Raw genomic sequence first — 25,628 nt, forward strand, 5'->3', positions numbered from 1 at the left:
TCTTTTTACATAACCAATCTTTACGGGTGTTTTCATTACACTAAAATTTTAGTGTATCGCTATTTCAGGACGGGACAAGATTTAAAAGAAAAACGCCAAGTGATATGCTTGACGTTTTTTATTAATAAATTGTCCCGTACTGAAATAGCAATACCCTACCTAGTATAATGGAACCATGTGTAAAACATAATATACCAAGTGTACTAAAAAAGACTATATACTTTTTTTAGGTTCAATATTGGTTAATATATTTAACTCTGAAAATTGTTTGTATATAATTTGCTTTTCTTCAATAGTAAATTTTTTATCCTGAAACCAATCTATAGCTTTTATTTTTTCATTTTCAATTTGAGCTTCTCGTATAGCTTTTAAAGAAACTACATGCCAATGTGTAGCATAATCTCTATAAACAGAAAAGCCAATATCTTCCATTATATAAGACATTTTTGGATCATTTTTTAAACGTATTCCATTTTTTAAAATAGCAAGGGTTTTCGTTGTCTTTTCAACTACGGAAAAAGTATATCTTGCCAGGTCTTCAAAACCATCTCTTTTAACATTATATACTTTATCTCCTATTTTAAGTTTTTCCATAATCTATTTAATAAACAGCATTCAAAAATAAAATGTACTACTCATTCTAGCCATTATTTTCATTTAATTTTATAAACAAAATAGTATGCACATAATTAATTTATAAACTACAAAATATCAATCAATTATATTTATTTTATTATAATTTCAATTATTTTATTAAAATAAATGCACTTTTGCATTCTAATAAAATTAGGAATGTCTTTAGAGAGAGAAATAAATAAAAGGTCTGGCAGCAACTGTGAATTATGTAGTTCATCTGAAAATTTACAAGTTTATGCAATTACACCTCAAAAATTAGGGAATATTAATGATAATATTCATGCTTGTTCTACATGTATAACACAAATAGAAGATTCTGCAGTTACAGATGCAAATCACTGGAGGTGTTTAAATGACAGTATGTGGAGTGAAGTTTCTGGAGTAAAAATTATTGCATGGAGAATGCTCTCAAGATTAAAAAAAGAAGGCTGGCCGCAAGACTTATTAGATATGATGTATTTAGAGGAAGAAGAGCTTAATTGGGCACAAGCAACAGGTGAAGGAGAAGATCCAGAAGACAAAGTTATTCACAGAGATAGTAATGGTGTTGTTATTAACGCAGGGGATAGTGTTGTTCTTATTAAAGATTTACCTGTAAAAGGATCTAGTATGGTTGCTAAAAGAGGCACTGCAGTTCGTAGAGTTTCTTTAGATCATGAAAATGCTGAATTTATTGAAGGAAAAGTAAATGGCATACAAATTGTTATAATTACAAAATATGTAAAAAAGATATAAGTTGTAATATCTTTTTATTGTAATCGTTTAATAATATACTAACTAAGATCAATTTATATGTTTAGTTTTTTTGAAAAGAAAAAATATTTAATAGACCATTTAAATGGCTTTACAGACATACATAATCATATTTTACCAGGGATTGACGATGGAGCAAAAACAGTAAAAGATTCTATAGAACTTATTAAAGGGTTTTCTGAATTTGGTGTTACTGATTTTATTGCAACACCGCATATAATGTATAATTATTATCCAAACAATCGTGAAAGTATTTCTAAATCTCACGCAGAATTAAAGAATGGACTTATCTATAATAATATTAAAGATGTTTCTATTTCTATTTCTGCTGAACATATGATAGATTCTAATTTTGAAACTATTTTATTAAATAATGATATAATGCCTATAGAAAAAAACTATCTTTTAGTAGAAATGTCTTATTTGCAACCATCTATAAATTTTGAAAATGCTATTCAAAAAATTAAAGAAAAATCTTTATTTCCAATACTTGCACACCCGGAACGTTATGTGTACTTACACTCTAAATTTAACACTTATAACAAGTATAAAAACCAAGGAATTAAGTTTCAACTTAATTTACTTTCTTTAAGCAATTACTATGGTAAAGAAGTGCAACAAGCAGCATACAAACTTTTAAACGAAGATTTATTTGATTATGCTGGATCAGACATTCACAACATGCGACAATTAAAAAAATTAAAAGAAATAAAAATTTCAAATAAACAATTATATAAAATACTACCTATTATAAATAAAACAACACAAAGTTTTTATTAAATAAAAAGTCCTCTAAATAAGTTTTTATTTAGAGGACTTTTTTTATTGATTTTTTAGATTAGAATTTCCACCATTTTTTCACACTCTTCCCATAACCATATCCGTATTTTCCGCCATAGCCTAGGTTTGCTTCTTTTACATCATTAACTATAAAAGATAACCCATCTAATTTACCTTCTTCTTTTAGTTTTAAAGGAAATTCTAAAACTTTAGTTTCTGTAACACCAGCTCTTGTAACATATAATATATGATCTGCATAATCTGTAAGCAATAGAGTGTCTGTAACAACCATTAAAGGAGCAGTATCTACAATTACATAATCATATTTTAAAGAAACTTCTTCTAATAGGTTTTTCATTTTATCTTTCATTAATAACTCCGCAGGATTTGGAGGTATTTTTCCAGAATAAATTACATCAATAGTACTTGTGTGTACTAACATTGGATTAATTATATCTTTAGAGGATAAAGAATCGTCATAAAGAAATTCTGTTAAACCAGCGTCTTTATTTCTACTAGGCTTTCCTAATTTATCTACATCTTTAGTATTACTAAAAAATGTATATAATTTTGGATTTCTAATATCTGCACCAATTAATAACACTTTTTTATTGGTACTTGCCAAAATCATTGTAAGATTAGAGGAAAGAAAAGTTTTTCCTTCTCCTGGCACACTAGAAGTTACAAAAATCACATTGTTTTTTTCAGATTTCTTTGAATTTATAAGATAGTCTAAATTAGTACGCAATATTCGTAAAGATTCACTTAAAACTGACCTGTCTTCTTTTTTAACTAAAAACTCATCTTTTTTAGAAAGTTTAGGCAGCTCTGCTAAAACTGGCACACCTTTTACTAATTTCTCTAAACCTGTTTTACTATGAATTTTGTTATCTAATAATTCTTGCACATAAATTATAGAAAATGGTATTAAGATTCCTAAAACTAAGCCTGCAAAATAAATTAATGGTATTTTAGGACTAACAGGTAAGGTTCCTGCTTGATAACCATAATCTATAACTTTAGACTTGGGAGAACTTGACGCTGCTGTAATTTGAGATTCTTCTCTTTTTTGTAATAGATATAAATAAAGAGATTCTGTAGTTTGTTGTTGTCTTGTAATATCCCTTAACTGTCTTTCATTTTTAGGTGCTGAGTAAATTTTAGAATTAATTCTAGACATTTGACCAGACAAACTATTAACCTGTAAACCTAGATTACGTTCCATTCCAGATAAACTAGATTTCATACTTTCTTTTAATCCATTTAACTGCTGGTCTAAATTTACAATAATCGGATTTTGTTCGTTAGAACTCTTTAACAATCTATTTCTTTCTAAAATAAGTTCATTATATTTTGCAGTAGTATTTGCAATAGTAGGATCTGAAAGACCAACATTAGAAGGTAAAACCTCATAACCACTCTCTCCAGATACATAATCTTTCATAGAAGACGCTATATTTAATTGGGTACGTGCATTCTCTAATTCTTGTCTGTTAGCAGCACCTACATTTAGTGCTATACTAGCTTCATTCGCAATATCTGTTACCCCTTTACTTGTTTTAAAATCTTGTGCAGATTGATCCACTGATGTTAAGTTTGTAGATATTTTTGTAATACGATCATTAATAAACTTAGCTGTTTTGTCTGCTATTAATTGTTTATCTGCAAGAGCATTTTTATTGTAATTATTAATTAATGAGTTTAAAATATCTACCCCTCTAGAGCTTATAGGATCCGATAACGAAATATTTATAATATTGGATAATTCTGTAGCTGGTTCAATAATTATTTTTGCTTGATACCCTTCTGCCACTGCAAAAACTGGACTTACATTTACTCTTATCTTATTTCCTTTATGTTTTTCAAAATAAGGTAAGTTAGGTGTTATAACTATGTCTCCAATTTCTGTAGATATATTTTTTCCAAAAGAATATGTTTTTACAGGACTATCCTCTTCAATAGTATACCCAAAAGTGGTATTCGATGATAGCTCAATAAAAAATTCGAAACCAGAAGAATATATAACAGAGTCAGACTCAATAAAATTTATATTAAAAGGTCTATTATTATATAGCTCAGTACTTTTTACATTTCCTAAATGAGTAACATTTACATTTAATTTTAATTCTTTAACAACATCAATAAAATTGGATCTAGAATTTAAAATTTCAATTTCATCTTCAATTTTATTTTTACCTCCAACACCTAGCATACTTAAATCACTAAATGCGGATAATTCTGAAGATGCGCCTTTTTCTTCTATAACCTGAATCTTTGCTTTTGCTTCATATTCTGGTGTTGCATATCTAATCTTTAAAAAAGCTAGTGTTAAACAAATAATAGCAGAAAGTAAAAACCACTTCCACTTTTTAGTATATGTTCCAATTAATTCTTTTAAATCTAATGTTTCTGATGAAAACTCTTGAGAACTCATTCTTATTATTAAGGTTTATAATATTTGACAATTAACTAGAATTATCTTGTAAGAATTAAAACTGTAGAAGTTATTAATAAAGAAGCTATAGAAACCGCAATAGAAGCCCTATTATCCAAAGCAGAAGAAGTAACCGCAGATTTATTAGGCTCTACATAAACAACATCATTTTGTGTAAGGTAATACACTGGAGAGTTTAAAGCTTCCTTTTTAGTTAAATCAACTCTTGTATAAACTTTAGTTCCGTTAAAATCTCTTATTACCAAAACATTATCCCTCATACCTTTTATTGTTAAGTCATTTGCTAAACCTAATGCTTCAAGTATAGTTATTTGTTCTCCTGCTACCGGATAAGTTCCTGGTCTATTAACCTCTCCTAATACAGTAACTGAAAAGTTTTGCAACCTTATATTAACTATTGGATTTTTTAAGTATAAACTTAATTTGTCTTTAATTAATTCTTTTGTTTCCTCTGGAGATAAACCAACTATTTTTATAGATCCTAATACTGGAAAATCTATTTCTCCATTTTTATCAATTATATAGTCTAATTGTTGCGGTAGCCCTCCTCCACTTTCTTCTCTACCTTTAAATAAATTAAAAGGAAGACTTGCTTCTGGGTTTAAGGTAGATACGTTTATACTAACAACATCATCAATTTTAAATTTATTGGTATGTGAATTATCACTAACAATAGTTTCGTAGTCACTAGCATTTTGAAAATATACTACATCTTTTTTGGATCCACATGATCCAAAAAACAATACTACTGCAACTAATAAAATAGGAGCTAAAAAATTCTTAATTGTCATAATTAAAGTGTTTATTTATAATTTTACAAGGTTAATCAAAATTTATGATTGTACAATTTTTAATGTGGACTTATCTGATTTTTCGTTTTTATTCTTTTCATCTAATTCACATAATTCTGAGTTATTAGAAACATATTCAGGAACTATTTTTTTCATTAATTTAACAGTATTACCATTAAAAAACATATTTGTAATACATAGTTCATCAATACGAGAACGAACATCTACATAGTTTAAGTCTCTAACTTTACTAATTTTTATTTTTTTATGATAGGTTGGCAAAGTATTTTCCCCATTAGCTAATAACTCTTCATATAATTTTTCTCCAGGTCTAAGCCCTGTAATTTTTATATCAATATCATCTGGGTAGTTTAACCCAGATAGTTTTATCATGTTTTTAGCTAAGTCAAAAATCTTAACAGATTCTCCCATATCAAAAATAAATATCTCTCCTCCTTCTCCCATTGCACCTGCTTCTAATACAAGTTGAGAAGCTTCCGGAATGGTCATAAAAAATCTGGTAACATCTTTATGCGTTAAAGTTAAAGGCCCTCCTTTTTCAATTTGTTTTCTAAATAAAGGAATTACAGAACCATTAGAGCCTAAAACATTTCCAAACCTAGTAGTTATAAATTTAGTTTTCTTTTGTTGCTGCATACAACTTATATACATTTCTGCAATACGCTTACTTGCTCCCATTACATTAGTTGGGTTTACGGCTTTATCTGTTGATACAAACACAAATTTTTCTACATTATGAGCAATAGATAAATCTGCTACCGTTTTTGTTCCTGCAATATTAATTTTTATTGCCTCATAAGAATTATACTCCATTAAAGGAACATGTTTATAGGCCGCAGCATGAAAAACCATATTAGGTTTATGTTCGTCAAAAATATTGTTTAGTCTATTTTTATCTCTAACATCACTAACAATTGGCACAAAATTATGAAATCCGTTTTGTTTTAATTCTTGTTGCAAGTCGTACAAAGCAGATTCTGCTTGATCTATAATTATCAAAGATTTGTAATCGTAAGTACATATTTGTCTTACAATTTCACTTCCTATAGAGCCTGCGCCTCCTGTAACTAAAACGGTTTTACCTTTTAGTTCATTTTCAATTTTACTGTTTTTAATCGAAATAGGTGCTCTATCTAATAAATCCTCTATCTGTACTTGTTTAATTTGAGAAACTTTTAGTTCTCCATTTATCCAATCATCAACTGGAGGTACAATTTTTACTTGCACAGGAAAATCTACTAAACCTTCTACTAGTTTTCGTAATTTTTTTGATTTAATATTTTGCATAGAAAAAATTACCTCATTGATATTTTTTTCTAGTATAAAATTCTCTGTTAACTCTTTTTCATTATAAACTTTAACCCCATTTATATGCTTACCAGATTTTTTGTCATCTTTATCTACATAACCAACAACCCTTATAATTCCTTTAGAACTACTTGTTAATGCATTATGAGTTAATATACCTGATTCGCCTGCTCCATAAATTATAACATTTTTTGTTACTTTTAAATTCCTAATCATTAAATTGGTATACAAGGATTTAAAAATAAATCTTGACGCTGTTAAACCAATAAAGCTTAGTAAACTGTGTATAATAATAATAGAAAGTGGAATAGTAAAGTTATTTAAAATTGAAACTTCTCTATTTAGTAATACCATTGATATCATTAATATACTAGCCAAGCATATAGCATTAAAAATATTATATATATCGCGTACACCTGTATGCCTTACTACACCTTTATAAGACCCTATAAAAAGAAAAGAAATAAGCGCTATAATTGTAACAATTGGTAATTGCACTAATAGTTTATTAATCTCAAAATCAAAAGAAAGATTAAAACGTATACAATATGCTAAAACAAATGCTATACTAACAGTTAGTACATCTATAACTAAAACTACCCATTTAGATGCAAATTTTGTAACACTATTACTTAAAATATTTTGTATCATTTTATTTGTTTTTTGATTACACTAACCACTCTAGCTAAATCTTTTTTAGTTAAATTAGACCCACTTGGTAAACAAAGTCCCCTTTCAAATAGGGTATTAGATGTACCATTGGTATAGCTTGGGTTATTAATAAAAATTGGTTGTAAATGCATTGGTTTCCACAATGGCCTAGATTCTATATTTACTTTTAAAAGTGCTAATCTAATTTTCTCTCTTATTTCAAATGATGGAGTTAAAATGCAACTTAACCATCTATTTGAAAAATAGTTTTCTGGCTCATCTAAGAATTCTATTTCGCTAAATTTTTGTAAGTTTTCATAATAAAATTGATAATTAGCTCTTCTGGAAGCTACGCGACTATCTAGCACTTGCATTTGTCCTCGTCCTATTCCTGCTAGTATATTACTCATCCTATAATTAAATCCAATACTGGAATGCTCATAATGTGGCTCATTATCTCTTGCTTGTGTTGCTAAGAAAACAGCTTTTTCTTTAATATTACTTTTCTTTGTAATTAATGCTCCTCCTCCAGATGTTGTAATAATTTTGTTCCCGTTAAAAGAAAATATTCCAATATCTCCAAAACTACCACACTTTACACCATAAAAAGAACTTCCTAAAGCTTCAGCACTATCTTCTACAATTGGGATATTAAATTCTTTAGCAACTTCATTTATTTCTCTCACCTTATATGGCATGCCGTACAAATGAACAGCGACAATTGCTTTTGGCTTTTTTCCTTTTAATATTCTATCTTCTATTGCTTCTCTTAATAATATTGGAGATATATTCCAAGTATCCTCTTCGCTATCAATAAAAACAGGAGTAGCTCCTAAATAAATAATAGGGTTTGCCGATGCAGAAAAAGTAAAACTTTGACATAAAACTTCGTCTCCCAAAGAAACCCCTAAAATTTGTAACGCTAAGTGTATTGCTGCTGTTCCTGAACTTAATGCAGCAACATGTACATTGTTATTTATATATTGTTGTATTGAATTTTCAAACTCGTTTACATTAGGCCCTAACGGAGCCACCCAATTTGTATCGAATGCTTCTTTTACATAATACTGCTCTGTATCTCCTATGTGTGGAGATGAAAGCCAAATTTTCTCTTCTTTTAAACTCATTATTATAGAAGTAATGTTTTTAGTTTAAGTCTAACTCAAAAATTAAACAATTATTATAAAAAACAAAATTACCATGATTTTAAATAACAAAAGACTAGAACCACCATAAATCGTTAAATATTCTTAAAAAATCGGTTAAGGGTATTGTAAGAAAAAGTTAACCTATTTTTAAACCCTTTAACTATCTTATAATTAACAAAGCTGTATTAAATTAATGATTTTATTAATTATATCATAAAAAGCTTATAGTTAATATGCTAAAAGCTTTATTTTCTACTAAAGAACACTATATTTTAGTTGGAAATAAAGATTAATAAGTAACAAATTTTAAATTTTCTATTTAAACAAAATTCAGAAGTACATAGTAACCCTACAAGGCTAAATTTTAACCCTTTAACGGAAAAACCTTACAACATAAATAATATTAATAGATAAAATTAAAACTTTACTTTCATATTTATAATTTTACAAAAATTAAAAGCTAATTATACTATAATATTTTGTCTAATTTGGAATTTACAAATAATGTAATATTTAATAAATTTTAAACTAATTCTAATAAACAATAATACTACATTAAGCTCGTTAATCTTTTTAATTAGAGAATATAAATTAAACAAACTATAAACAAAAGCTCTTAGAAGAGAAAATTTGGGAAAATACTCCTAAAATTAAAACAACAAATAATGAATTTAACAGTAATTGGAACTGGCTATGTTGGCCTTGTAAGTGGAACGTGTTTTGCAGAAATGGGTAACACTGTAACTTGTATAGATGTTGACAAAAAGAAAATAGAAAATTTAGAAAAAGGAATTATTCCCATTTACGAACCAGGTTTAGAATCTATGGTTGTTCGTAATTACGAAAATAAAACATTACGTTTTAGCACTAAATTATCTGAAAATTTAGAAAAATGTGATGTTGCTTTTATTGCTGTTGGAACCCCCATGGGTGATGATGGGTCTGCCGATTTACAATATGTTTTACAAGTGGCTAAAGAAATTGGCCAAAACATGAGCCACAGCTTAATTGTTGTAGATAAATCTACAGTACCAGTTGGAACTGCAGATAAGGTTAGAGAAACTATTAAAACAGAATTAGATAAGAGAAATTTAGATTTATCTTTTGATGTGGTTTCTAATCCTGAATTCCTAAAAGAAGGAGACGCTATCAATGACTTTATGAGACCAGACAGAGTTGTTATTGGCTCTGATAATGAAGAAGCTACTGAAAAAATGAAAGTTTTATACTCTGCATTCTTTAGAAGTAGTGCTGACCGTGTAATTACAATGGATGTTCGTTCTGCTGAAATGACAAAGTATGTTGCCAATGCAATGTTAGCAACAAAAATTTCATTTATGAATGAGATTTCAAATATTTGTGAATTAGTTGGAGCAGATGTTAATAAAGTACGTATCGGCATAGGTTCTGATAGCAGAATTGGATATAGTTTTATATACCCTGGTAGCGGCTATGGTGGTTCTTGTTTCCCTAAAGATGTTAAGGCATTAAAGAAAACTGCAGAGGAACATGGTTACACTGCTAAATTAATTACTTCTGTAGAAGATGTTAATGACAAGCAAAAATTAGTTATTGCTAAAAAAGTAATTTCAAGATTTGGAGAAGATTTAACTGGAAAAACATTCTCTGTTTGGGGATTATCATTCAAACCAGAAACAGATGACATGAGAGAAGCTCCTGCTATCTATATCATTAAAGAACTTGTTAAAAGAGGTGCAAAAATAAACGCGTACGATCCAAAAGCAATGGATGAAGCACAACACTTCTATTTAAAAGATGTATCTGGAATTACGTATATGAACTCTAAATACGAAACTTTAAAAAACGCAGATGCAATGATTCTTTTAACAGAATGGAAAGAATTTAGATCTCCAGATTTTGATGAATTATTGGTACAATTAAATAATCCTATTATATTTGACGGAAGAAACCAGTATAACGATATTCGTATGAAAAAACTTGGTTTTGAATATTTCCAAATAGGTAAAAAATAAAAATCTGAAAAATATAAAAATTGGTATTATTGGCCTTGGTTATGTAGGATTACCTTTAGCTAGGTTGTTTGCCGAAAAATATCCTGTAGTTGGTTTTGATACCAATGAAAAAAGAATAAAAGAATTACAGGACGGCACCGACAAAACCTTAGAAGTAGCAGATAGTGTATTACAAGCTGTACTTCAAAAAAATCCAAAAATGGAGAAAGGTCTTTATTGTTCCAGTACTAGTAAACATTTAGAAGATTGCAATTATTATATTGTTACTGTACCTACACCAGTAGACCGTAACAATAGACCTATATTAACACCACTTCATAAATCCAGCGAAACCGTTGGCAAAGTATTAAAAAAAGGAAACACGGTGATTTACGAATCTACCGTGTATCCTGGTGTTACAGAAGATGAATGTGTTCCTGTATTAGAAAAAATTAGTGGCTTAAAATACAATCAAGATTTTTATGTAGGTTACTCTCCGGAACGTATAAACCCGGGAGATAAACAGCATACAGTAGAAAAAATACTAAAAGTTACTTCTGGCTCTACTCCTGAAGTAGCGCAACAAATTGACACATTATATAAATCGGTAATTACGGCCGGAACTTTCTTAGCAACATCAATAAAGGTAGCTGAAGCCTCAAAAGTCATAGAAAATTCGCAAAGAGATATTAATATCGCTTTTGTAAATGAACTTGCTAAAATATTCAATCTAATGGATATTGATACACAAGATGTTTTAGAAGCAGCTGGCACTAAATGGAATTTCTTACCTTTTAAACCCGGATTAGTTGGTGGCCATTGTATTGGCGTAGACCCTTATTATTTAGCACAAAAAGCCCAAGAGTATGGATATCATCCTGGAATAATTTTGGAAGGTAGACGTATGAATGATGGTATGGGTAGTTATGTAGCATCTGAAATAATAAAGTTAATGGTACAAAATAATTTAAAAGTAAATGGAAGTAATATTTTAATTCTTGGGATTACTTTTAAAGAAAATTGCCCAGATGTAAGAAATACCCAGTCTGTTATTGTTATTAAAAACTTAAAGAGTTATAATGCAAACATATTTGTTTATGACCCATGGCCTTCTATTGAAGAAGTAGAAAAAGAGCATCAAATTACGATTACAAACAAATTACCTAAAGAAAAATATGATGCCGTAATATTAACTGTTGCTCATAATGAATTTCTTTCCCTAGACATAAGGTCTATGTTAAATGAAAATGGGGTTATCTATGACGTAAAAGGAATTCTTCCAATAAAAGTAGACGGAAGATTATAACTTTAAACCCTATTATAGTATAACTTTAGATATATTACTTAAATTGTTCAGCAAGCTTATTTGTAAACACAATTGCACCTTTTTTAGATAAATGGTGCATATCTGCCCAATACAGTCTATTCTTCAAAAAAGTATACGATTCCAAAACATATATCTTTTTTGCATCTGAATGTAGTGGAATAAAAAATGGATTTTCGCTTTTCTCTATAGAAACAACGTCAGATACTACTGGCATATATAATTGCGAAAAAGGCACGTTATTTTCTTCACAAATTTCCTTTGCCTTATTTACAAAGTTCTCTTGAGACTTCCAATTACTAACCCAGTTATTTCTTTGGTAATATTCTCTTGTAACTTTTCTTTTAAAAGTCTTTATTGTATTTAAAAAAATATTTCCAGTTTTCTCTTTCTTATACAAGTAATTTGTTTTGTGTAAATTATATCCCTCATCTTCGAAACGTAATTTTTTAACTATATTTTTCTCATTAAAAATAGTTTCTTTAAAAGGTTCGTTTTCATATTCAATACCATAAACACTACTATATAAATTTAATTCTTGATTATTTTCTGTAATAAAAAATATATACTCTAAAGCTAATTTAGTACGTTTAAATAAATAATTAACAAAACTAATATTTATTGCCTGGCCATCACCTACTAAAGTAGAAGGTTTATACAGAAGTGGAGCTAATTTATGTAAATTCTTAAATCCTGTTTTACCCTTTAAAAAGAACACTTCTTTAGGCTGTAATGGTACAATTTTTTTTAGAAAAAACAGGCTTAAATCGTTACCATTGTGCCGTACAGCAAAATTAAAAGATTTAATTTTTTTTGTATTCAAAACAGAGTCCGAAAGGCCATTTAAAACGTATGATGAACCAAAAAATATGTTACTACCCTTTATTTCTTCTTTATAATTTTTAATTTTACTTAAATTCCAACCAACTTTATCATAAGCAGTATCTTTAGTTCTGTTAATTAAAAAATCATCAGAAAATTCTATTTCGCTCAGTAATAAACAAATACTAAATAAAAAAAGAGTAAAAGCTAATATTTTTAAAAGAAAACTCTTCATATCTATTAAAATTGAAAATATATAAAATCTTGTTCATTGCTAACATTACCAATAATGCAAAGCAGCAAAATCATATAAAAAGACCATTTAAGCCATATATTATTTTTAGCAAAAGTCTCTTGTATAGCATATTGGTTACTTTTTCCTTGCCATTCTAGTATTAGAAAAAAGATTAGGTATATAAAAGTTATTATTGGAAAAATCTGTGGTTTTTCAAACAATGTTTCATTAAAAATTCCTTTAATATAACTAAGAGCATGTGTTAAATTATTTGCTCTAAAAAATATCCAAGACAACATTGTTAAAAGAAAAGTTAGGAACATTCCTCTAAATTCTAAAAAAGAAGGTATTAATTTATCTCCTGCAATAATTCCCATATTACTTCTATTTTTTTTCAAAAGTAGTAGCGGTAAAAAATACAAAGCATTTAGAGCTCCCCATACTATAAATGTCCAGTTTGCACCATGCCAAAAACCACTCACTAAAAATATTATAAATGTATTTCTTACTTTCATACCTGTACCACCTTTGCTACCTCCTAGTGGTATATATAAATAATCTCTAAACCAAGTAGAAAGAGAAATATGCCATCTTCGCCAAAACTCTGCTATATCTCTTGAAAAATAAGGAAATGCAAAGTTTTGCATTAAATTAAAACCAAAGAGCCTAGAAACTCCAATGGCTATATCTGAATAACCGCTAAAGTCTCCATAAATTTGAAATGTAAAAAATAAAGCTCCTAACACAAGAGTAACTCCATTATAAGACTCCGAATTATTGAAAATTAAGTTTGCATATTCTGCACACTGATCCGCTATTACAATTTTTTTAAATAGCCCCCATAAAATTTGTCGCATTCCATCTAAAGCCTGTCCTTTATTGAAAACTCTATTCTTATAAAATTGAGGTAATAAATTAGAAGCTCTTTCTATAGGCCCAGCAACTAATTGCGGAAAAAAGCTAACAAAAGTAGCAAACGATATAAAATCTTTAGCAGGTTCTAAGTTTTTTTTATATACATCAATTGTATAACTTAAAGTCTGAAAAGTATAAAAACTGATACCCACTGGTAAAATAATATGCAATGGTTCTGCTGTAAAATTACCTCCAAAAAAAGTAAATGCCGCTATAAAATTATCTAGAAAAAAATTATAATATTTAAAAAAGCCTAAAAATCCTAAATTAACCCCTAAACTTGTAAATAATAAAACTTTTCTTTTTAGTAAGCTATTTTCTTTAGCCAATAAAACACCTATAGAGTAATCTAATATTGTACTAAATAAAATTAATGACAAAAAACGCCAGTCCCACCAGCCGTAAAATACATAACTAGCTATTAACATTAATATATTTTGGCTTTTTAGTTTTTTAAAAACAAACCAATATAAAATAAATACCAATGGTAAAAATATGGCAAAATCAATTGAGTTAAATAACATTAAAAATCACTTATTTAGAATATTTATTTAAATAATTACAATTTAAAAACATGCATTTTTTTTTACAAACTTACTTTTTAAATAGCAACACGACTACTATAAACGTACTTTTTAGCATTTATGATATATCTATTAAACTATTTTAAAAATAATTGTTACCAAGATATTACATACTACAAGACCTACTTACTTTTTATTTAATAATAAAATTATATTTAAAAGCAAGCACTCGTTATATTTTCATTTAACTTAACGACACTAAACTTCTATTTAGCGAAATAATTTGCCTATATATATACAATTCTTGAATTTTGCTCGTTTGAACATGTAAATAATATATAAAACCTTAACTAAATGAAAAAAGCTCTAATTACAGGAGTTACTGGCCAAGATGGTGCTTACTTAAGTGAATTTCTATTAAAAAAAGGATATGAAGTTCATGGATTAAAACGAAGATCTTCTATCTTTAATACCGATAGAATTGATCATTTATATCAAGATCCTCATATTGAAAATAGAAACTTTATTTTACACTATGGCGATATGACGGATAGTACTAACCTTATTAGGCTAATACAAGAAATTAAGCCAGATGAAATTTACAACTTGGCAGCAATGAGTCATGTACATGTATCTTTTGAAGTACCAGAATATACAGGTAATGCAGATGGTTTAGGTACTCTTAGAATTTTAGACGCTGTTCGTTTATTAGGTTTAACAGAAAAAACACGTATTTACCAAGCATCCACTTCAGAGTTGTATGGTAAAGTACAAGAAGTTCCACAAAGCGAAACTACACCATTTTATCCCCGTAGTCCATATGCAGTTGCAAAAATGTATGCTTACTGGATTACTGTAAACTATAGAGAAGCTTATGGTATGTATGCTTGTAATGGTATCTTATTTAATCATGAATCCCCTATTAGAGGAGAAACTTTTGTAACTCGTAAAATTACAAGAGCTACTTCTAGAATTGCATTAGGGTTACAAGATAAAATATACCTAGGAAATTTAGATGCACAAAGAGATTGGGGACATGCTAAAGATTATGTTCGTATGATGTGGATGATTTTACAAGCTGATGAAGCTGAAGATTGGGTAATTGCTACTGGAAAAACTACGCCTGTTAGAGATTTTGTACGTATGTCTTTTGCAGAAGTAGGTATAGAATTAGAATTTAAAGGAGAAGGGGTTAATGAAAAAGGATACATTAAAGCTTGTAACAACCCTGAATATCAATTAGAAATAGGCAAAGAAGTTTTAGCTGTAGACCCTAAATACTTTAGACCAACTGAGGTTGACTTATTAATTGGTGATGCTTCTAAAGCAAACAACAAATTAGGATGGACTCCTGAATTTGAACTTAAAGATCTTGTAAAAGATATGATGCAAAGTGATGTAACTCTAATGAAAAAAGATCAGTATTTACAATCTGGTGGTTACAAAACTTTAAACTATTTTGAATAGAAAGAATGAATAAAAATTCTAAAATTTATGTCGCTGGTCACCGTGGTTTGGTGGGCAGCGCCATTGTTAATAACCTATATCAAAAAGGTTACAATAATATCTTAACCAAAACGCATAAAGAGCTAGACCTTACAAACAGTACTGCAGTACAAGAGTTTTTTGCTAAAGAAAAACCTGAATATGTTTTTTTAGCAGCTGCTAAAGTTGGCGGAATAGTAGCGAATAACATCTATAGAGCAGATTTTATTTATGCTAACTTAATGATTCAGAATAACGTAATTCATGAAAGTTATGTACATGGGGTAAAAAAATTATTATTTCTTGGAAGTACTTGTATTTACCCCAAAAACTGCCCGCAACCAATGAGAGAAGAGTATCTATTAACAGATACTCTAGAATATACTAATGAGCCCTATGCTATTGCTAAAATAGCTGGCATTAAAACATGCGAAAGTTATAATTTACAATATAACACCAATTTTATATCTGTAATGCCAACCAACTTGTATGGTCCTAACGATAATTTTAATTTAGAAAAATCTCATGTATTACCGGCTTTAATACGTAAAATTCATTTAGGTAAAGCTTTAGAAAACAACGATTGGGATACTATAAAAAAAGATTTAAATAAATTACCTATTGAGGAGGTTAGCGGAAATAGCTCTGAAGAAAATATTATTAAGATTCTTGAAAAGTATGGTATTTTTAAGCTTAACACTAAAGTTCATGTAGAAATTTGGGGAAGCGGAAAACCAATGCGAGAGTTTTTATGGTCTGAAGACATGGCTGATGCCTGCGTATTTATTACTGAAAATAGAGACTTTAAAGATACTTTCACAAACACAAAAGATATAAGAAACACGCATATTAATATTGGAACTGGAATAGATATTTCTATAGCAGATTTAGCCAACCTAATTAAAAAAGAAATTAATTTTCAAGGAAGTTTTAAATTTAATACTGATAAACCAGATGGTACTTTGAGAAAACTTACCGATGTAACTAAACTAAATGAATTAGGTTGGAAACATAAAATCAATTTAAATGACGGTATAAAAAAAATGTACCAATGGTATCTCTCTTAAAAGATTATTCAACATTAACATTTGAAACATTTAATGTATGAAACTAGGAGATAAAATATTTTCTGGAGCTATTTGGAGTTTAGTTGAAAGACTTTCTACTCAAATAGTTCAATTTGTATTAGGGATTTTTCTTGCCAGATTATTATCTCCTAAAGATTTTGGGCTTATTGGGCTACTTATAGTTTTTATTACTATTTCACAAGTATTTGTAGATAGTGGTTTTACTAAAGCTTTAATTCAAAAAAAAGACAGAAATAAAAATGATATCTCTACTGTTTTTATTTTTAATCTAATAATTAGTATTGTATGTTATATTATTTTATGGTTTATTGCTCCATTTATTGCTGATTTTTACGAAACCCCAATACTAATTTCTTTATTAAGAGTTTTATCAATTTCATTAGTAATTAATGCTATTTTTACAGTACCAGCCACTCTTGTTACTATAGACTTAAATTTTAAATTATTTGCTAAAGCAAATTTAATTGCTGTAATAATATCAGGACTTACAGCAATTTATTTAGCATATAACGATTTTGGAGTTTGGTCTTTAGTATATCAAACATTAATTAAAGCTACAATAATTGGAATTTTATTATTGTTTTGGACAAAGTGGAAACCTTTGTTATTTTTTTCTAAAACTTCATTTAAAAAACTTTTTTCTTACGGTTCAAAATTATTATTAGGTTCGCTAATGAACACTACAGTTAGTAATGTAGCTTCATTATTCATAGCAAAAATTATTAGCACTAAAGAACTTGGGTATTATGCGCAAGGCACACAATTTACTGATTTAATTTTCAAAACAGTTAATGCAGTAGTAGACAAAGTTTTACTTCCATCTTTATCACAAATTCAAGATCAAAAAGAGGTTTTAATAAAATATTCAAAAAATATTATAAAAATGGTATCCATTTTTATTACACCTATTTTCTTTATTTTGATTATAATTGCTGAGCCTCTTATAAAAGTATTACTAACTGAAAAATGGTTGCCTGTTGTTCCAATAATGCAACTTTTTGCTTTAGCAAGGCTTATTACTATAATATGCGGCATTAATGTTAATTTATTATATGTGCTAGGAAGAACAGATTTAGCTTTAAAACAACAATTTTACAAAATTCCTATAAGACTGGCACTTTTGGCAGCATCCATAAAATTTGGTATTATTTACGTTGCATTAGCAGAATTAATTGCAACAACTATCCATTATTTTTACGACTCTTATTATCCTGGAAAAATAATGCAATATGGAGCAAAAAGTCAGATAAAAGATTTATCAAAGATTTTTTTTATAAATATTTTAATTGGCATTATTTCGTTTATAATTATGTCATACATTCCTAGTAGTATTTTAAAAATGTTAGTTACCCCTATTATTTATGTTACATTATATTTTACGGCAAACTTATATTTAAAAATCCCAGAATTTTTAGACCCTTTCAATAAGTTGAAAAAAATAATACTAAAGAAATAAAACAATCAACAAAAATGACTGTAACATTTTTTTCAAATTTTTTTAATCATCATCAAAAACCTTTTAGTGATGAGATGTTTAAACTATTAGGAAATAACTACACCTTTGTAGCAACAGAGACTATGCCCAATAGTTTTAGTAAGTCAGGTTATAAAAAATACGATGAAGCCTATTTACTATCTTCTTATACAAATAAAGAAAATTACGAAAAAGCTATTACATTAGGTATAAAGTCTGATGTAGTAATAATAGGTGCTGCTTCCTTAATTTATATTAAGGATAGAGTAAAAGAAAATAAAATAACTTTTAGATATGCAGAACGTCTTTTTAAAAAAAGTAAGCTGCAAAAATTTAATCCTAGAGCTATACTTCATCAATACAAAAACCATACGTCATTTAGAAATAAAAAAGTATACATGTTATGTGCGAGTGCATATACTGCTAATGATTTAAATTGGCTAAGAGCATATCCCAACAAAATGTATAAATGGGGTTATTTTACAAAAACTCCTGAATTAGATATTAAACAAATCTTAAAGAAGAAAAGAGATAAAAAATTTTCTATTATATGTGTTTCTAGATTAATCGATTGGAAACATATAGAAATGGCTGTTGAAATAGGAAAATTTCTAAAAGAAAAGAATTATAATTTTGAAATAAATATAGTTGGATCTGGAGAAATGAAAAGTGCGTTAGATGAAATGATATCTAATTATAAACTTAATAATCATATACATTTATTAGGCAACATAGCAAATGATGATGTTCTTACATTGATGCAAAAATCTCATGCCTTTTTCTTCCCAAGTGATAGAAATGAAGGTTGGGGAGCAGTAGCAAATGAAGCCATGGCAAATGGATGCACATTAGTTGCTAGTCATGAAATTGGTGCTATACCCTATCTAATAGAACCAAATAAAAACGGGTTAATATTTAAATCTCAAAATAATGAAGATGCTTTTAAACAAATGGAAAAGCTTTTGAATAACCCTGACTTAGGAGAGAATTTAGCTTTAAATGCATATGAAACTATAACTAGAATATGGTCTCCTAAAAAAGCTGCTGAAAACTTTATAGAATTATACAATTCTATTTCTAAAAACAAAAATAACCCAATTAAAATTGGACCATGTAGCTCTGCTATATCTACAGAGAATAACTGGTATTTAAAATAATAATATGAAAGTACTTTGGATTACAAACTCAATTCTACCCGAATTGGCTAAAGCTTTAAAAATTAAACATGCTCCTTTTGAAGGTTGGTTAATATTTTTATCTAACCAGCTTGCTATAAATGGAATAGATTTAACCATTGCTACAACCAAAAAAAATGTAGAACCTTTTTTCTTTAAAGGAAAGAACATTAAATATTACCTTTTAAATAGTAAAAAAAAGAAAGGGGTTTACGATAAATCATTAGAGCCGCAATGGAAAGATATTATTAATCAAGTTAAACCAGATATAATACATTTACAAGGATCTGAAAATTCTCATGCTCTAGCTTTAATTAATACACACCCAAATGAAAAATATTTATTATCTATTCAAGGTTTAATTTCTGTGTATGCTAGGTATTATAAAGCTGGATTATCCAATAAGGATATTTTAAAAAACCTAACTCTACGTTTTTTATTAAGAGGAGATTCTATTTTTTCTGAGCAAAAAGAATTTTACAAAAGAGGAGAACTAATTGAAAAAAAATACTTTAGGAAGATAAATAATTTTTTAGGAAGAACAGCTTGGGACAAAGCACACACTAAATATTTAAACAGAAATTCTAATTATTTTCATTGTGGAGAAATACTACGCCCCTCTTTTTATACAGAAGAAGCCTGGAGTTTTAATAACTGTGAAGAATATTCTATATTCTTAAGTCAAGGAAATTACCCTTTAAAAGGGTTTCATCAGGTATTAAAAGCAGTTGCTTTAATAAAAAATGATTTCCCTAAAATAAAAATTTACTTTGCAGGAAGAGACACTCTACTACTCAACAAAACATTCAAAAAAAGAATAAGACAAAAAAATTATAGTAAATATTTAAGCAAATTAATTAAAGATTTACAATTGTCTGACAATGTAAAATATCTTGGAATGTTAAATGAGTCTGAAATGATAAGTGCTTATAAAAAAGCAAATGTCTTTATATGTCCATCAAGTATTGAAAATAGTCCAAATTCACTTGCTGAAGCACAAATTTTAGGTGTACCATGTATTTCTTCTAATGTAGGAGGTGTATCAGATATGATTGAAGATAAAGAAACTGGTTTATTATATAGATTTGAAGAATTTGAAGAACTTGCTGAACATATTTCATATATATTTACCAATTCTAGCAAAGCATTATCTATAGCAAAAAAAGGAAGAGAAGCAGCTTTAAAAAGACATGACAAAACAACTATAACTAATGATTTATTAAAAATTTACAAAAGCATTTAAAAAACTCTTTTTATTAGAAAATCAAAAAAGTACCCAGTTAATAACTTTAATAATGAATAACAATCCCAATTATATAAAAAAAATAGGAGTTCATATTTTTCTCTTAATGCTTTATTTAATAAACCCATTTGACAAAGGTTTTCTTGCTGGATATTTAATTATTCTTTTAATATATATTAATCCAAAGTTTATCTTAAAAAATATAGATTCAACTTTCTTTTCTCTTATATTATTTTCTCTAGTTTATGCTGGATTCTATCTTTTCGACATGAAACAAGGTGTACAATGGTTATTAATATACGCTCTATTTCCTAGTAGTATTTATTTATTAGGTAAAAAAGTAACCCCCTATATAAAAAAACCTATGCATTTATTTTATATAATATTTACATTAGGTTTCTTATACTCATTAACAGGTCTAATTTCTGTAGGCTTTAATTTACTAGAAGGTGGGTTTGTACAATTAGGTCGTTCAATACCAGATTTTTGGACAGGTAAAGAGAAATTAGCTACGGCAATGGGAGCCTTTTTTATTTTTAATATGGCCATACCTGGTTTATTAATTGTAGGCAAAAAAAAATTACCTCTATTTTTTAAACTAGTTACATTTGGAATCTTTATTGCATCTTTATTGTGTGTGTTCCGTTTAGGAAGTAGAACTCAAATAAGTTTAGTAGTATTATCTATACTAATTGCTATTGTATATTTATTAAAAAGTCAGAATACGATTAGTAATATAAAATTATTGTTGGGAATAGTGACAATTACACTTTTAGCATATAATTATTTAAGTATTGATCTTGATGCCGATTATTTATCTTCGTTAGGTGAACGTTTACAAAGTAGTGACAACGCAAGCAGTGCCGGAGGTAGAACCCAAAGATGGGAGAAATCAATAATTAACTTATACAAAAAACCTCTGGGATGGGATGTTAGAGAATTTGGATATTCTCATAATATGTGGTTTGATGCAGCTAGAAATGGTTCTATTATTTCGTTTATTTTACTATTAATCTTTAGTATACAATCTTTTAAAAATATTAAACAAGCAATAAACTTAAACAAACAAAATACACTTTTTAATGCTACTATTTTAATATACAACATTGTTATATTCTCACAATTATTTGTAGAACCTGCCTTAGAATCTTTATTTATACTCTTTGCATTTTTCTGTTTTATACAAGGAGTTATTAACGCATATATAACATTAGAAGAAAAGAAAAAATTAACTAGTAATATTAATATTTAAAAAATATTAATAGCCTAATAAATATCTAGATTTTTTTCCAAGTATTTTTTTCGCAATAAAACAAAGTAAAACATTTACAAATATTAATAGCAATACATACACAATAGAAAGTGGTATTTTCAATAATTCCACAGTATAAGTATCTGCAATAAAATATATTTTTTTCAAATGTCTATCTACAAAGGCATGTGTAAAATACAAAGCAAAACTACAATTAGCAATTAGATTTAAAAACGGAACTTTATTGGAACTTATATTTTTAAATATATTTAAAAATATAAAAGTAATACTCATTTTTTGTATGTAAACTAAAGATTCTCGGGGACTAAATAAATTATAATAGTTTAGATCATGATTTACATATAATAATATAATAGAAGAAACTATTGCTGTAGCATAAATATAATTCTTGTATTGTTTAATAAGGCCTATAAAATAGTCATAATTTATGCTTGAATACATACCAATTAAATACGCAGGTAAAAAGTATACAAATTGCCAGAATGTAATTGATATACTTGTTCTTGTTCCTAAAATTGGAAGTAAAAAAAGTATAGGGATATATTTTATAAAAGATTCTTTTTTTATTTTAAGAAAAAAAGGAGAAATTAAAAAAACTAAAATAATAAAAGGTATATACCAAAATTGAAAAGAAGCAGTCCCTTTTATTAATTTATCCACTAGACGTAAAAGATATTCATTAAAAGATAAAGAAGTTTTTACACCAATAAAATCTTCCATAAGAATAAAGCAAATACTTATAAATAAATAAGGAAGCACCACATTTTTAAACTTACCTAAATAGTAAGTATAGGTGCTAAACTTTTTGCTTAAGTAATGAAATAAAAAACCAGAAATAAATAAAAAATATATAGTACTACCATGAAAAAGCATGTCTCTTGTAGTATCCACAAAATTAGAACCCAATTCATATGAACTATTTGGAGGAAAACGCCATGTATGTATTAAAATAATATTTAATATTGCAAAAGCTCTAAAATAATGAAAAGACCAAAGAAATTTTTTTTTCGTCAAACTATTTTTATTAATATTAATTAGAATTTCAAAATATAGTTCTAACTTCTATAGATTATTTAATCTTCATAAAACAAAGTGCTCTTTTCTTTGTATGTACAGAGTCAAAACAAACCACATCTCCTTTATTATTCATTCTAGGATGCAAATCACAAGCCCAGTGTTTATATAGTTTAGATTGGTATTTTTTAAACGAATTTAAACTAGCTAAAAAAGTAGTTTCATTAGTTGCAACATCTACCTTATATAAATTTGCCATACGGTATTTATCTGGGTAAGTATCTGTCACAAAAGAAGCTTCATTTATAAAACTCTGGTGTCCATCTGAATTTAATTTTGGATAAGCTACTTTTTGATACTCTTGTAAGGTAGGTTCTTTAAATAATACATGACAATCTACTTCCCCTACTCTACAGTATGCAATTATTTGGTTTTTAGAATTCCAGACATAATGCGAAACCATATCATTAGTTGGCGAAATATGACACGTTTTAAGTTCTAAATCATATGTAAATAATCTTGAGTGCCTATTTGAAGTATCATCTTTATCTACCCAACGGTGTAAACATGAAATATACCTGCCATCTGGAGAAAATAAAGAATGCGTTACATAATGGTGACAATTCTCGTATTCCGACGTCATTTCTCCTGTTTCAGAAAGTTCCTTTAAACTAATTAAAAGCTCTTTAGTTCCATTTTCTAAATCTCCTAAGAAAAGTCCTGTTTGTTCAGGCATTTTCTCTTCATTAAAATGGTCTACCTCAGAATAAGGAGCATAACCGTATCCGGGCATATATTTTTCTAAACGTCCGTAATTAAATGTAGATGCGTATTTACCATCTTTTGAGGTAGAATCTATTGGATAAGAAATTGTTTTTGTCTCTTTAGTATTTAAATCAAATATTCTAGACACTAAAACATCTCCATCAGAGTCATTATACATTACTTTATTTTGCCCTAACCATTGCAGTCTACAACCTTTATGATAATTCCATGCATAAGAAGTACCTATAGTTACAAAATTTGTAGCTTTTCCTTCTGCAAATTTAAAATAACCTACCTCTAAACCATCTTCCTTGTTTGGCATTCTAAAAGGAATTAATAATTTATGCGCCAAAACTAAATTATCTTCAGAATTAAAAGGGGTCAGGTCATGAAAACCATAAAAAAAGCCTTCTTTAACATCTATTGGATAAATAGAATAGTCTTTCTTATTTGGTAATAAATCAAAAAAGGACTGGTAAGTATTTCTTATAGTTGCTTTTAAACGTGCATTACTCTTTACTGCATCGTATACTATTTTTTCTAATTTATTCATTATTGGTATAAATACGCTTATAAATTTCTATTATTTTTCTCCATCTAAATTGCTCTGCAACTTCTTGGTATTGGTTATAATGTTCTTTTTCTTCTATAATTTTAATTATTCCTTCGCTAATAGAAGTTGTACTTTGAGGATTTACACCTACACCTATTTTATAGTTTTTTAAAAAACCGTCGATTCCTTCTCCTATAGAATATAGCACCGGAACCCCTTGAGAAATAGCTTCTATATATACAAGGCCAAATAACTCATGTACAGAAGGCATCACAAAAACATCGGATTTTTTATAAAGTTCTATTAGTTTATTTTTATCATAAATTTTCCCTTTATAATCTAACCATTCAATTTGTTTTATTTGCTCTTCAAATTTGGTAAAATAATCGGGTTCTAATGCGTTTGCACCTCCTACAATAGTTAATTTGTATTTTGGTTGCTCTTGTTTTTTGTTAAGTAGGCTAACGGCATCAATAAGGTTAAAAATATTTTTTCTATTCATAATTTGCCCCACATAAAACAAATTATAAACTTCTTTGGTATTAGTAATGCTTAATGGTGTTTCTACTTTAGAATCTAACCAAATATCATCTATACCATTTGGAATAATAGTGGTTTTATCTGTTATTGACGAAATAAAAGAAGAAGACATCATACTAAAAAATTTATCTCTATAAGTCTCCGAAATAAAAATTATTTTTTCTGCATTTAATAGTACTTTCTTTGCTAAACTTCGCCTATTATACATGTATTTATATTGTAATCCAATATCTGTAGACCTTATGGCTACAATATATTTAATACCGTATTTTTTGTGTAGTTTATATGCAATGGCTCCATCTGTAAATAGATTATGCGCGTGTATAAAATTACAGTTCTCATGTAATTTATCCGCAATTAAATCTTTTGTAAGAGTTTTTATTTTAGAAAAATAATTGAACTTATGGTTTGGAGTAATAAGTTTTTTAAATGTTAATTCTGTATTCTTAAAAGGTATTACATTTTCAGGATTCCTATCCGTTTTTATTGGAATGTATACTTTTTGCGTATACTCTTCATCTAAATAAGAATAAATCTGAGAATATAAATGATTATCTATATAATAAGAATTAATATGTAAGAGATTCATTAAATGGATATTAAAAATATATAAAAGTTATAACGCAACAATTAAATATTTATTTAATTCCAAATGATTTTTTTAACACTTAAAATAGAATAA

General features: G+C 27.8%; 20 protein-coding genes. 10 read left to right on the top strand and 10 right to left on the bottom strand.

Annotation, left to right across the window (positions count from 1 at the left end; all coding sequences use genetic code 11):
* Window positions 1-213: 213 nt before the first annotated feature.
* Entirely contained in the window at window positions 214-594 is a 381-nt protein-coding gene (locus tag Q0820_RS13845) for a pyruvate kinase (protein WP_298488359.1), read from the bottom strand.
* 198 nt (window positions 595-792) lie between these two features.
* Between Q0820_RS13845 and Q0820_RS13850 the strand changes: the two genes are divergently transcribed.
* Window positions 793-1,371, top strand: a complete 579-nt coding sequence (locus Q0820_RS13850) for an alkylphosphonate utilization protein (RefSeq protein WP_298488360.1) — start codon at window positions 793-795, stop codon at window positions 1,369-1,371.
* Window positions 1,372-1,428: 57 nt separating this feature from the next.
* Window positions 1,429-2,169, top strand: a complete 741-nt coding sequence (locus tag Q0820_RS13855) for a CpsB/CapC family capsule biosynthesis tyrosine phosphatase (RefSeq protein WP_298488362.1) — start codon at window positions 1,429-1,431, stop codon at window positions 2,167-2,169.
* A 58-nt stretch (window positions 2,170-2,227) separates the two neighbouring features.
* On the opposite strand, the gene Q0820_RS13860 is transcribed toward Q0820_RS13855, so the two are convergent.
* Genes Q0820_RS13860 through Q0820_RS13875 form a run of 4 tightly spaced genes read right to left on the bottom strand, consistent with a single transcriptional unit; the run spans window position 2,228 to window position 8,522 of the window.
* Window positions 2,228-4,603 (bottom strand): tyrosine-protein kinase family protein, encoded by a 2,376-nt coding sequence (locus Q0820_RS13860; RefSeq protein ID WP_298488364.1) that lies wholly within the window; start codon window positions 4,601-4,603, stop codon window positions 2,228-2,230.
* A gap of 41 nt (window positions 4,604-4,644) precedes the next feature.
* Entirely contained in the window at window positions 4,645-5,415 is a 771-nt protein-coding gene (locus Q0820_RS13865; protein WP_298488366.1) for a polysaccharide biosynthesis/export family protein, read from the bottom strand.
* 42 nt (window positions 5,416-5,457) lie between these two features.
* Entirely contained in the window at window positions 5,458-7,395 is a 1,938-nt protein-coding gene (locus Q0820_RS13870; RefSeq protein WP_298488368.1) for a nucleoside-diphosphate sugar epimerase/dehydratase, read from the bottom strand.
* Complete coding sequence (locus Q0820_RS13875; RefSeq protein ID WP_298488370.1) at window positions 7,392-8,522, bottom strand: DegT/DnrJ/EryC1/StrS family aminotransferase; 1,131 nt, start codon at window positions 8,520-8,522, stop codon at window positions 7,392-7,394. The genes Q0820_RS13870 and Q0820_RS13875 overlap by 4 nt, the downstream gene beginning before the upstream one ends.
* Before the next feature lie 686 nt (window positions 8,523-9,208).
* Here Q0820_RS13875 and Q0820_RS13880 point away from each other — a divergent pair.
* Together Q0820_RS13880 and Q0820_RS13885 are read left to right on the top strand one after the other, a co-directional pair.
* Window positions 9,209-10,537, top strand: a complete 1,329-nt coding sequence (locus tag Q0820_RS13880) for a UDP-glucose/GDP-mannose dehydrogenase family protein (RefSeq protein ID WP_298488372.1) — start codon at window positions 9,209-9,211, stop codon at window positions 10,535-10,537.
* Between the two features lie 4 nt (window positions 10,538-10,541).
* Window positions 10,542-11,822, top strand: a complete 1,281-nt coding sequence (locus Q0820_RS13885; protein WP_298488636.1) for a nucleotide sugar dehydrogenase — start codon at window positions 10,542-10,544, stop codon at window positions 11,820-11,822.
* A 34-nt stretch (window positions 11,823-11,856) separates the two neighbouring features.
* Here Q0820_RS13885 and Q0820_RS13890 read toward each other — a convergent pair whose 3' ends face one another.
* Entirely contained in the window at window positions 11,857-12,897 is a 1,041-nt protein-coding gene (locus Q0820_RS13890) for a hypothetical protein (RefSeq protein WP_298488375.1), read from the bottom strand.
* Between the two features lie 5 nt (window positions 12,898-12,902).
* Window positions 12,903-14,336 carry an MBOAT family O-acyltransferase gene (locus Q0820_RS13895; protein WP_298488377.1) on the bottom strand — a complete coding sequence of 478 codons (1,434 nt, stop codon included), beginning with the start codon at window positions 14,334-14,336 and terminating at the stop codon, window positions 12,903-12,905.
* Window positions 14,337-14,690: 354 nt separating this feature from the next.
* Here Q0820_RS13895 and gmd point away from each other — a divergent pair, with 354 nt between their 5' ends.
* The 6 genes from gmd to Q0820_RS13925 are packed head-to-tail and all read left to right on the top strand — an operon-like array spanning window position 14,691 to window position 22,053.
* Window positions 14,691-15,803 (top strand): GDP-mannose 4,6-dehydratase, encoded by a 1,113-nt coding sequence (gene gmd, locus Q0820_RS13900; RefSeq protein ID WP_298488379.1) that lies wholly within the window; start codon window positions 14,691-14,693, stop codon window positions 15,801-15,803.
* A gap of 5 nt (window positions 15,804-15,808) precedes the next feature.
* The gene (locus Q0820_RS13905; protein WP_298488381.1) at window positions 15,809-16,888 is read left to right on the top strand and encodes a GDP-L-fucose synthase; all 1,080 of its coding nucleotides are present in this window, start codon (window positions 15,809-15,811) and stop codon (window positions 16,886-16,888) included.
* Window positions 16,889-16,925: 37 nt separating this feature from the next.
* The gene (locus Q0820_RS13910) at window positions 16,926-18,365 is read left to right on the top strand and encodes a lipopolysaccharide biosynthesis protein (protein WP_298488382.1); all 1,440 of its coding nucleotides are present in this window, start codon (window positions 16,926-16,928) and stop codon (window positions 18,363-18,365) included.
* Between the two features lie 14 nt (window positions 18,366-18,379).
* Window positions 18,380-19,540: a glycosyltransferase family 4 protein gene (locus Q0820_RS13915; protein ID WP_298488383.1), complete on the top strand. Its 1,161-nt coding sequence runs from the start codon at window positions 18,380-18,382 to the stop codon at window positions 19,538-19,540.
* A 4-nt stretch (window positions 19,541-19,544) separates the two neighbouring features.
* Window positions 19,545-20,801, top strand: coding sequence for a glycosyltransferase family 4 protein (locus Q0820_RS13920; protein ID WP_298488384.1), 1,257 nt, complete (start codon window positions 19,545-19,547; stop codon window positions 20,799-20,801).
* Between the two features lie 52 nt (window positions 20,802-20,853).
* Window positions 20,854-22,053 carry a hypothetical protein gene (locus Q0820_RS13925; protein ID WP_298488386.1) on the top strand — a complete coding sequence of 400 codons (1,200 nt, stop codon included), beginning with the start codon at window positions 20,854-20,856 and terminating at the stop codon, window positions 22,051-22,053.
* Window positions 22,054-22,059: 6 nt separating this feature from the next.
* On the opposite strand, the gene Q0820_RS13930 is transcribed toward Q0820_RS13925, so the two are convergent.
* From Q0820_RS13930 to Q0820_RS13940, 3 genes are read right to left on the bottom strand one after another with little or no spacing between them, the layout of a single operon-like run.
* Window positions 22,060-23,088 (bottom strand): acyltransferase, encoded by a 1,029-nt coding sequence (locus tag Q0820_RS13930; protein WP_298488387.1) that lies wholly within the window; start codon window positions 23,086-23,088, stop codon window positions 22,060-22,062.
* A gap of 55 nt (window positions 23,089-23,143) precedes the next feature.
* On the bottom strand, window positions 23,144-24,406 hold the full coding sequence (locus Q0820_RS13935) for a hypothetical protein (RefSeq protein ID WP_298488389.1): 1,263 nt from the start codon (window positions 24,404-24,406) through the stop codon (window positions 23,144-23,146).
* Entirely contained in the window at window positions 24,399-25,535 is a 1,137-nt protein-coding gene (locus tag Q0820_RS13940) for a glycosyltransferase family 4 protein (RefSeq protein ID WP_298488391.1), read from the bottom strand. Before Q0820_RS13940 ends, Q0820_RS13935 begins: the two co-directional genes overlap by 8 nt.
* Window positions 25,536-25,628 lie beyond the last annotated feature (93 nt).

The organism is uncultured Maribacter sp. (assembly GCF_947495965.1).
GTDB lineage: Bacteria > Bacteroidota > Bacteroidia > Flavobacteriales > Flavobacteriaceae > Maribacter_B.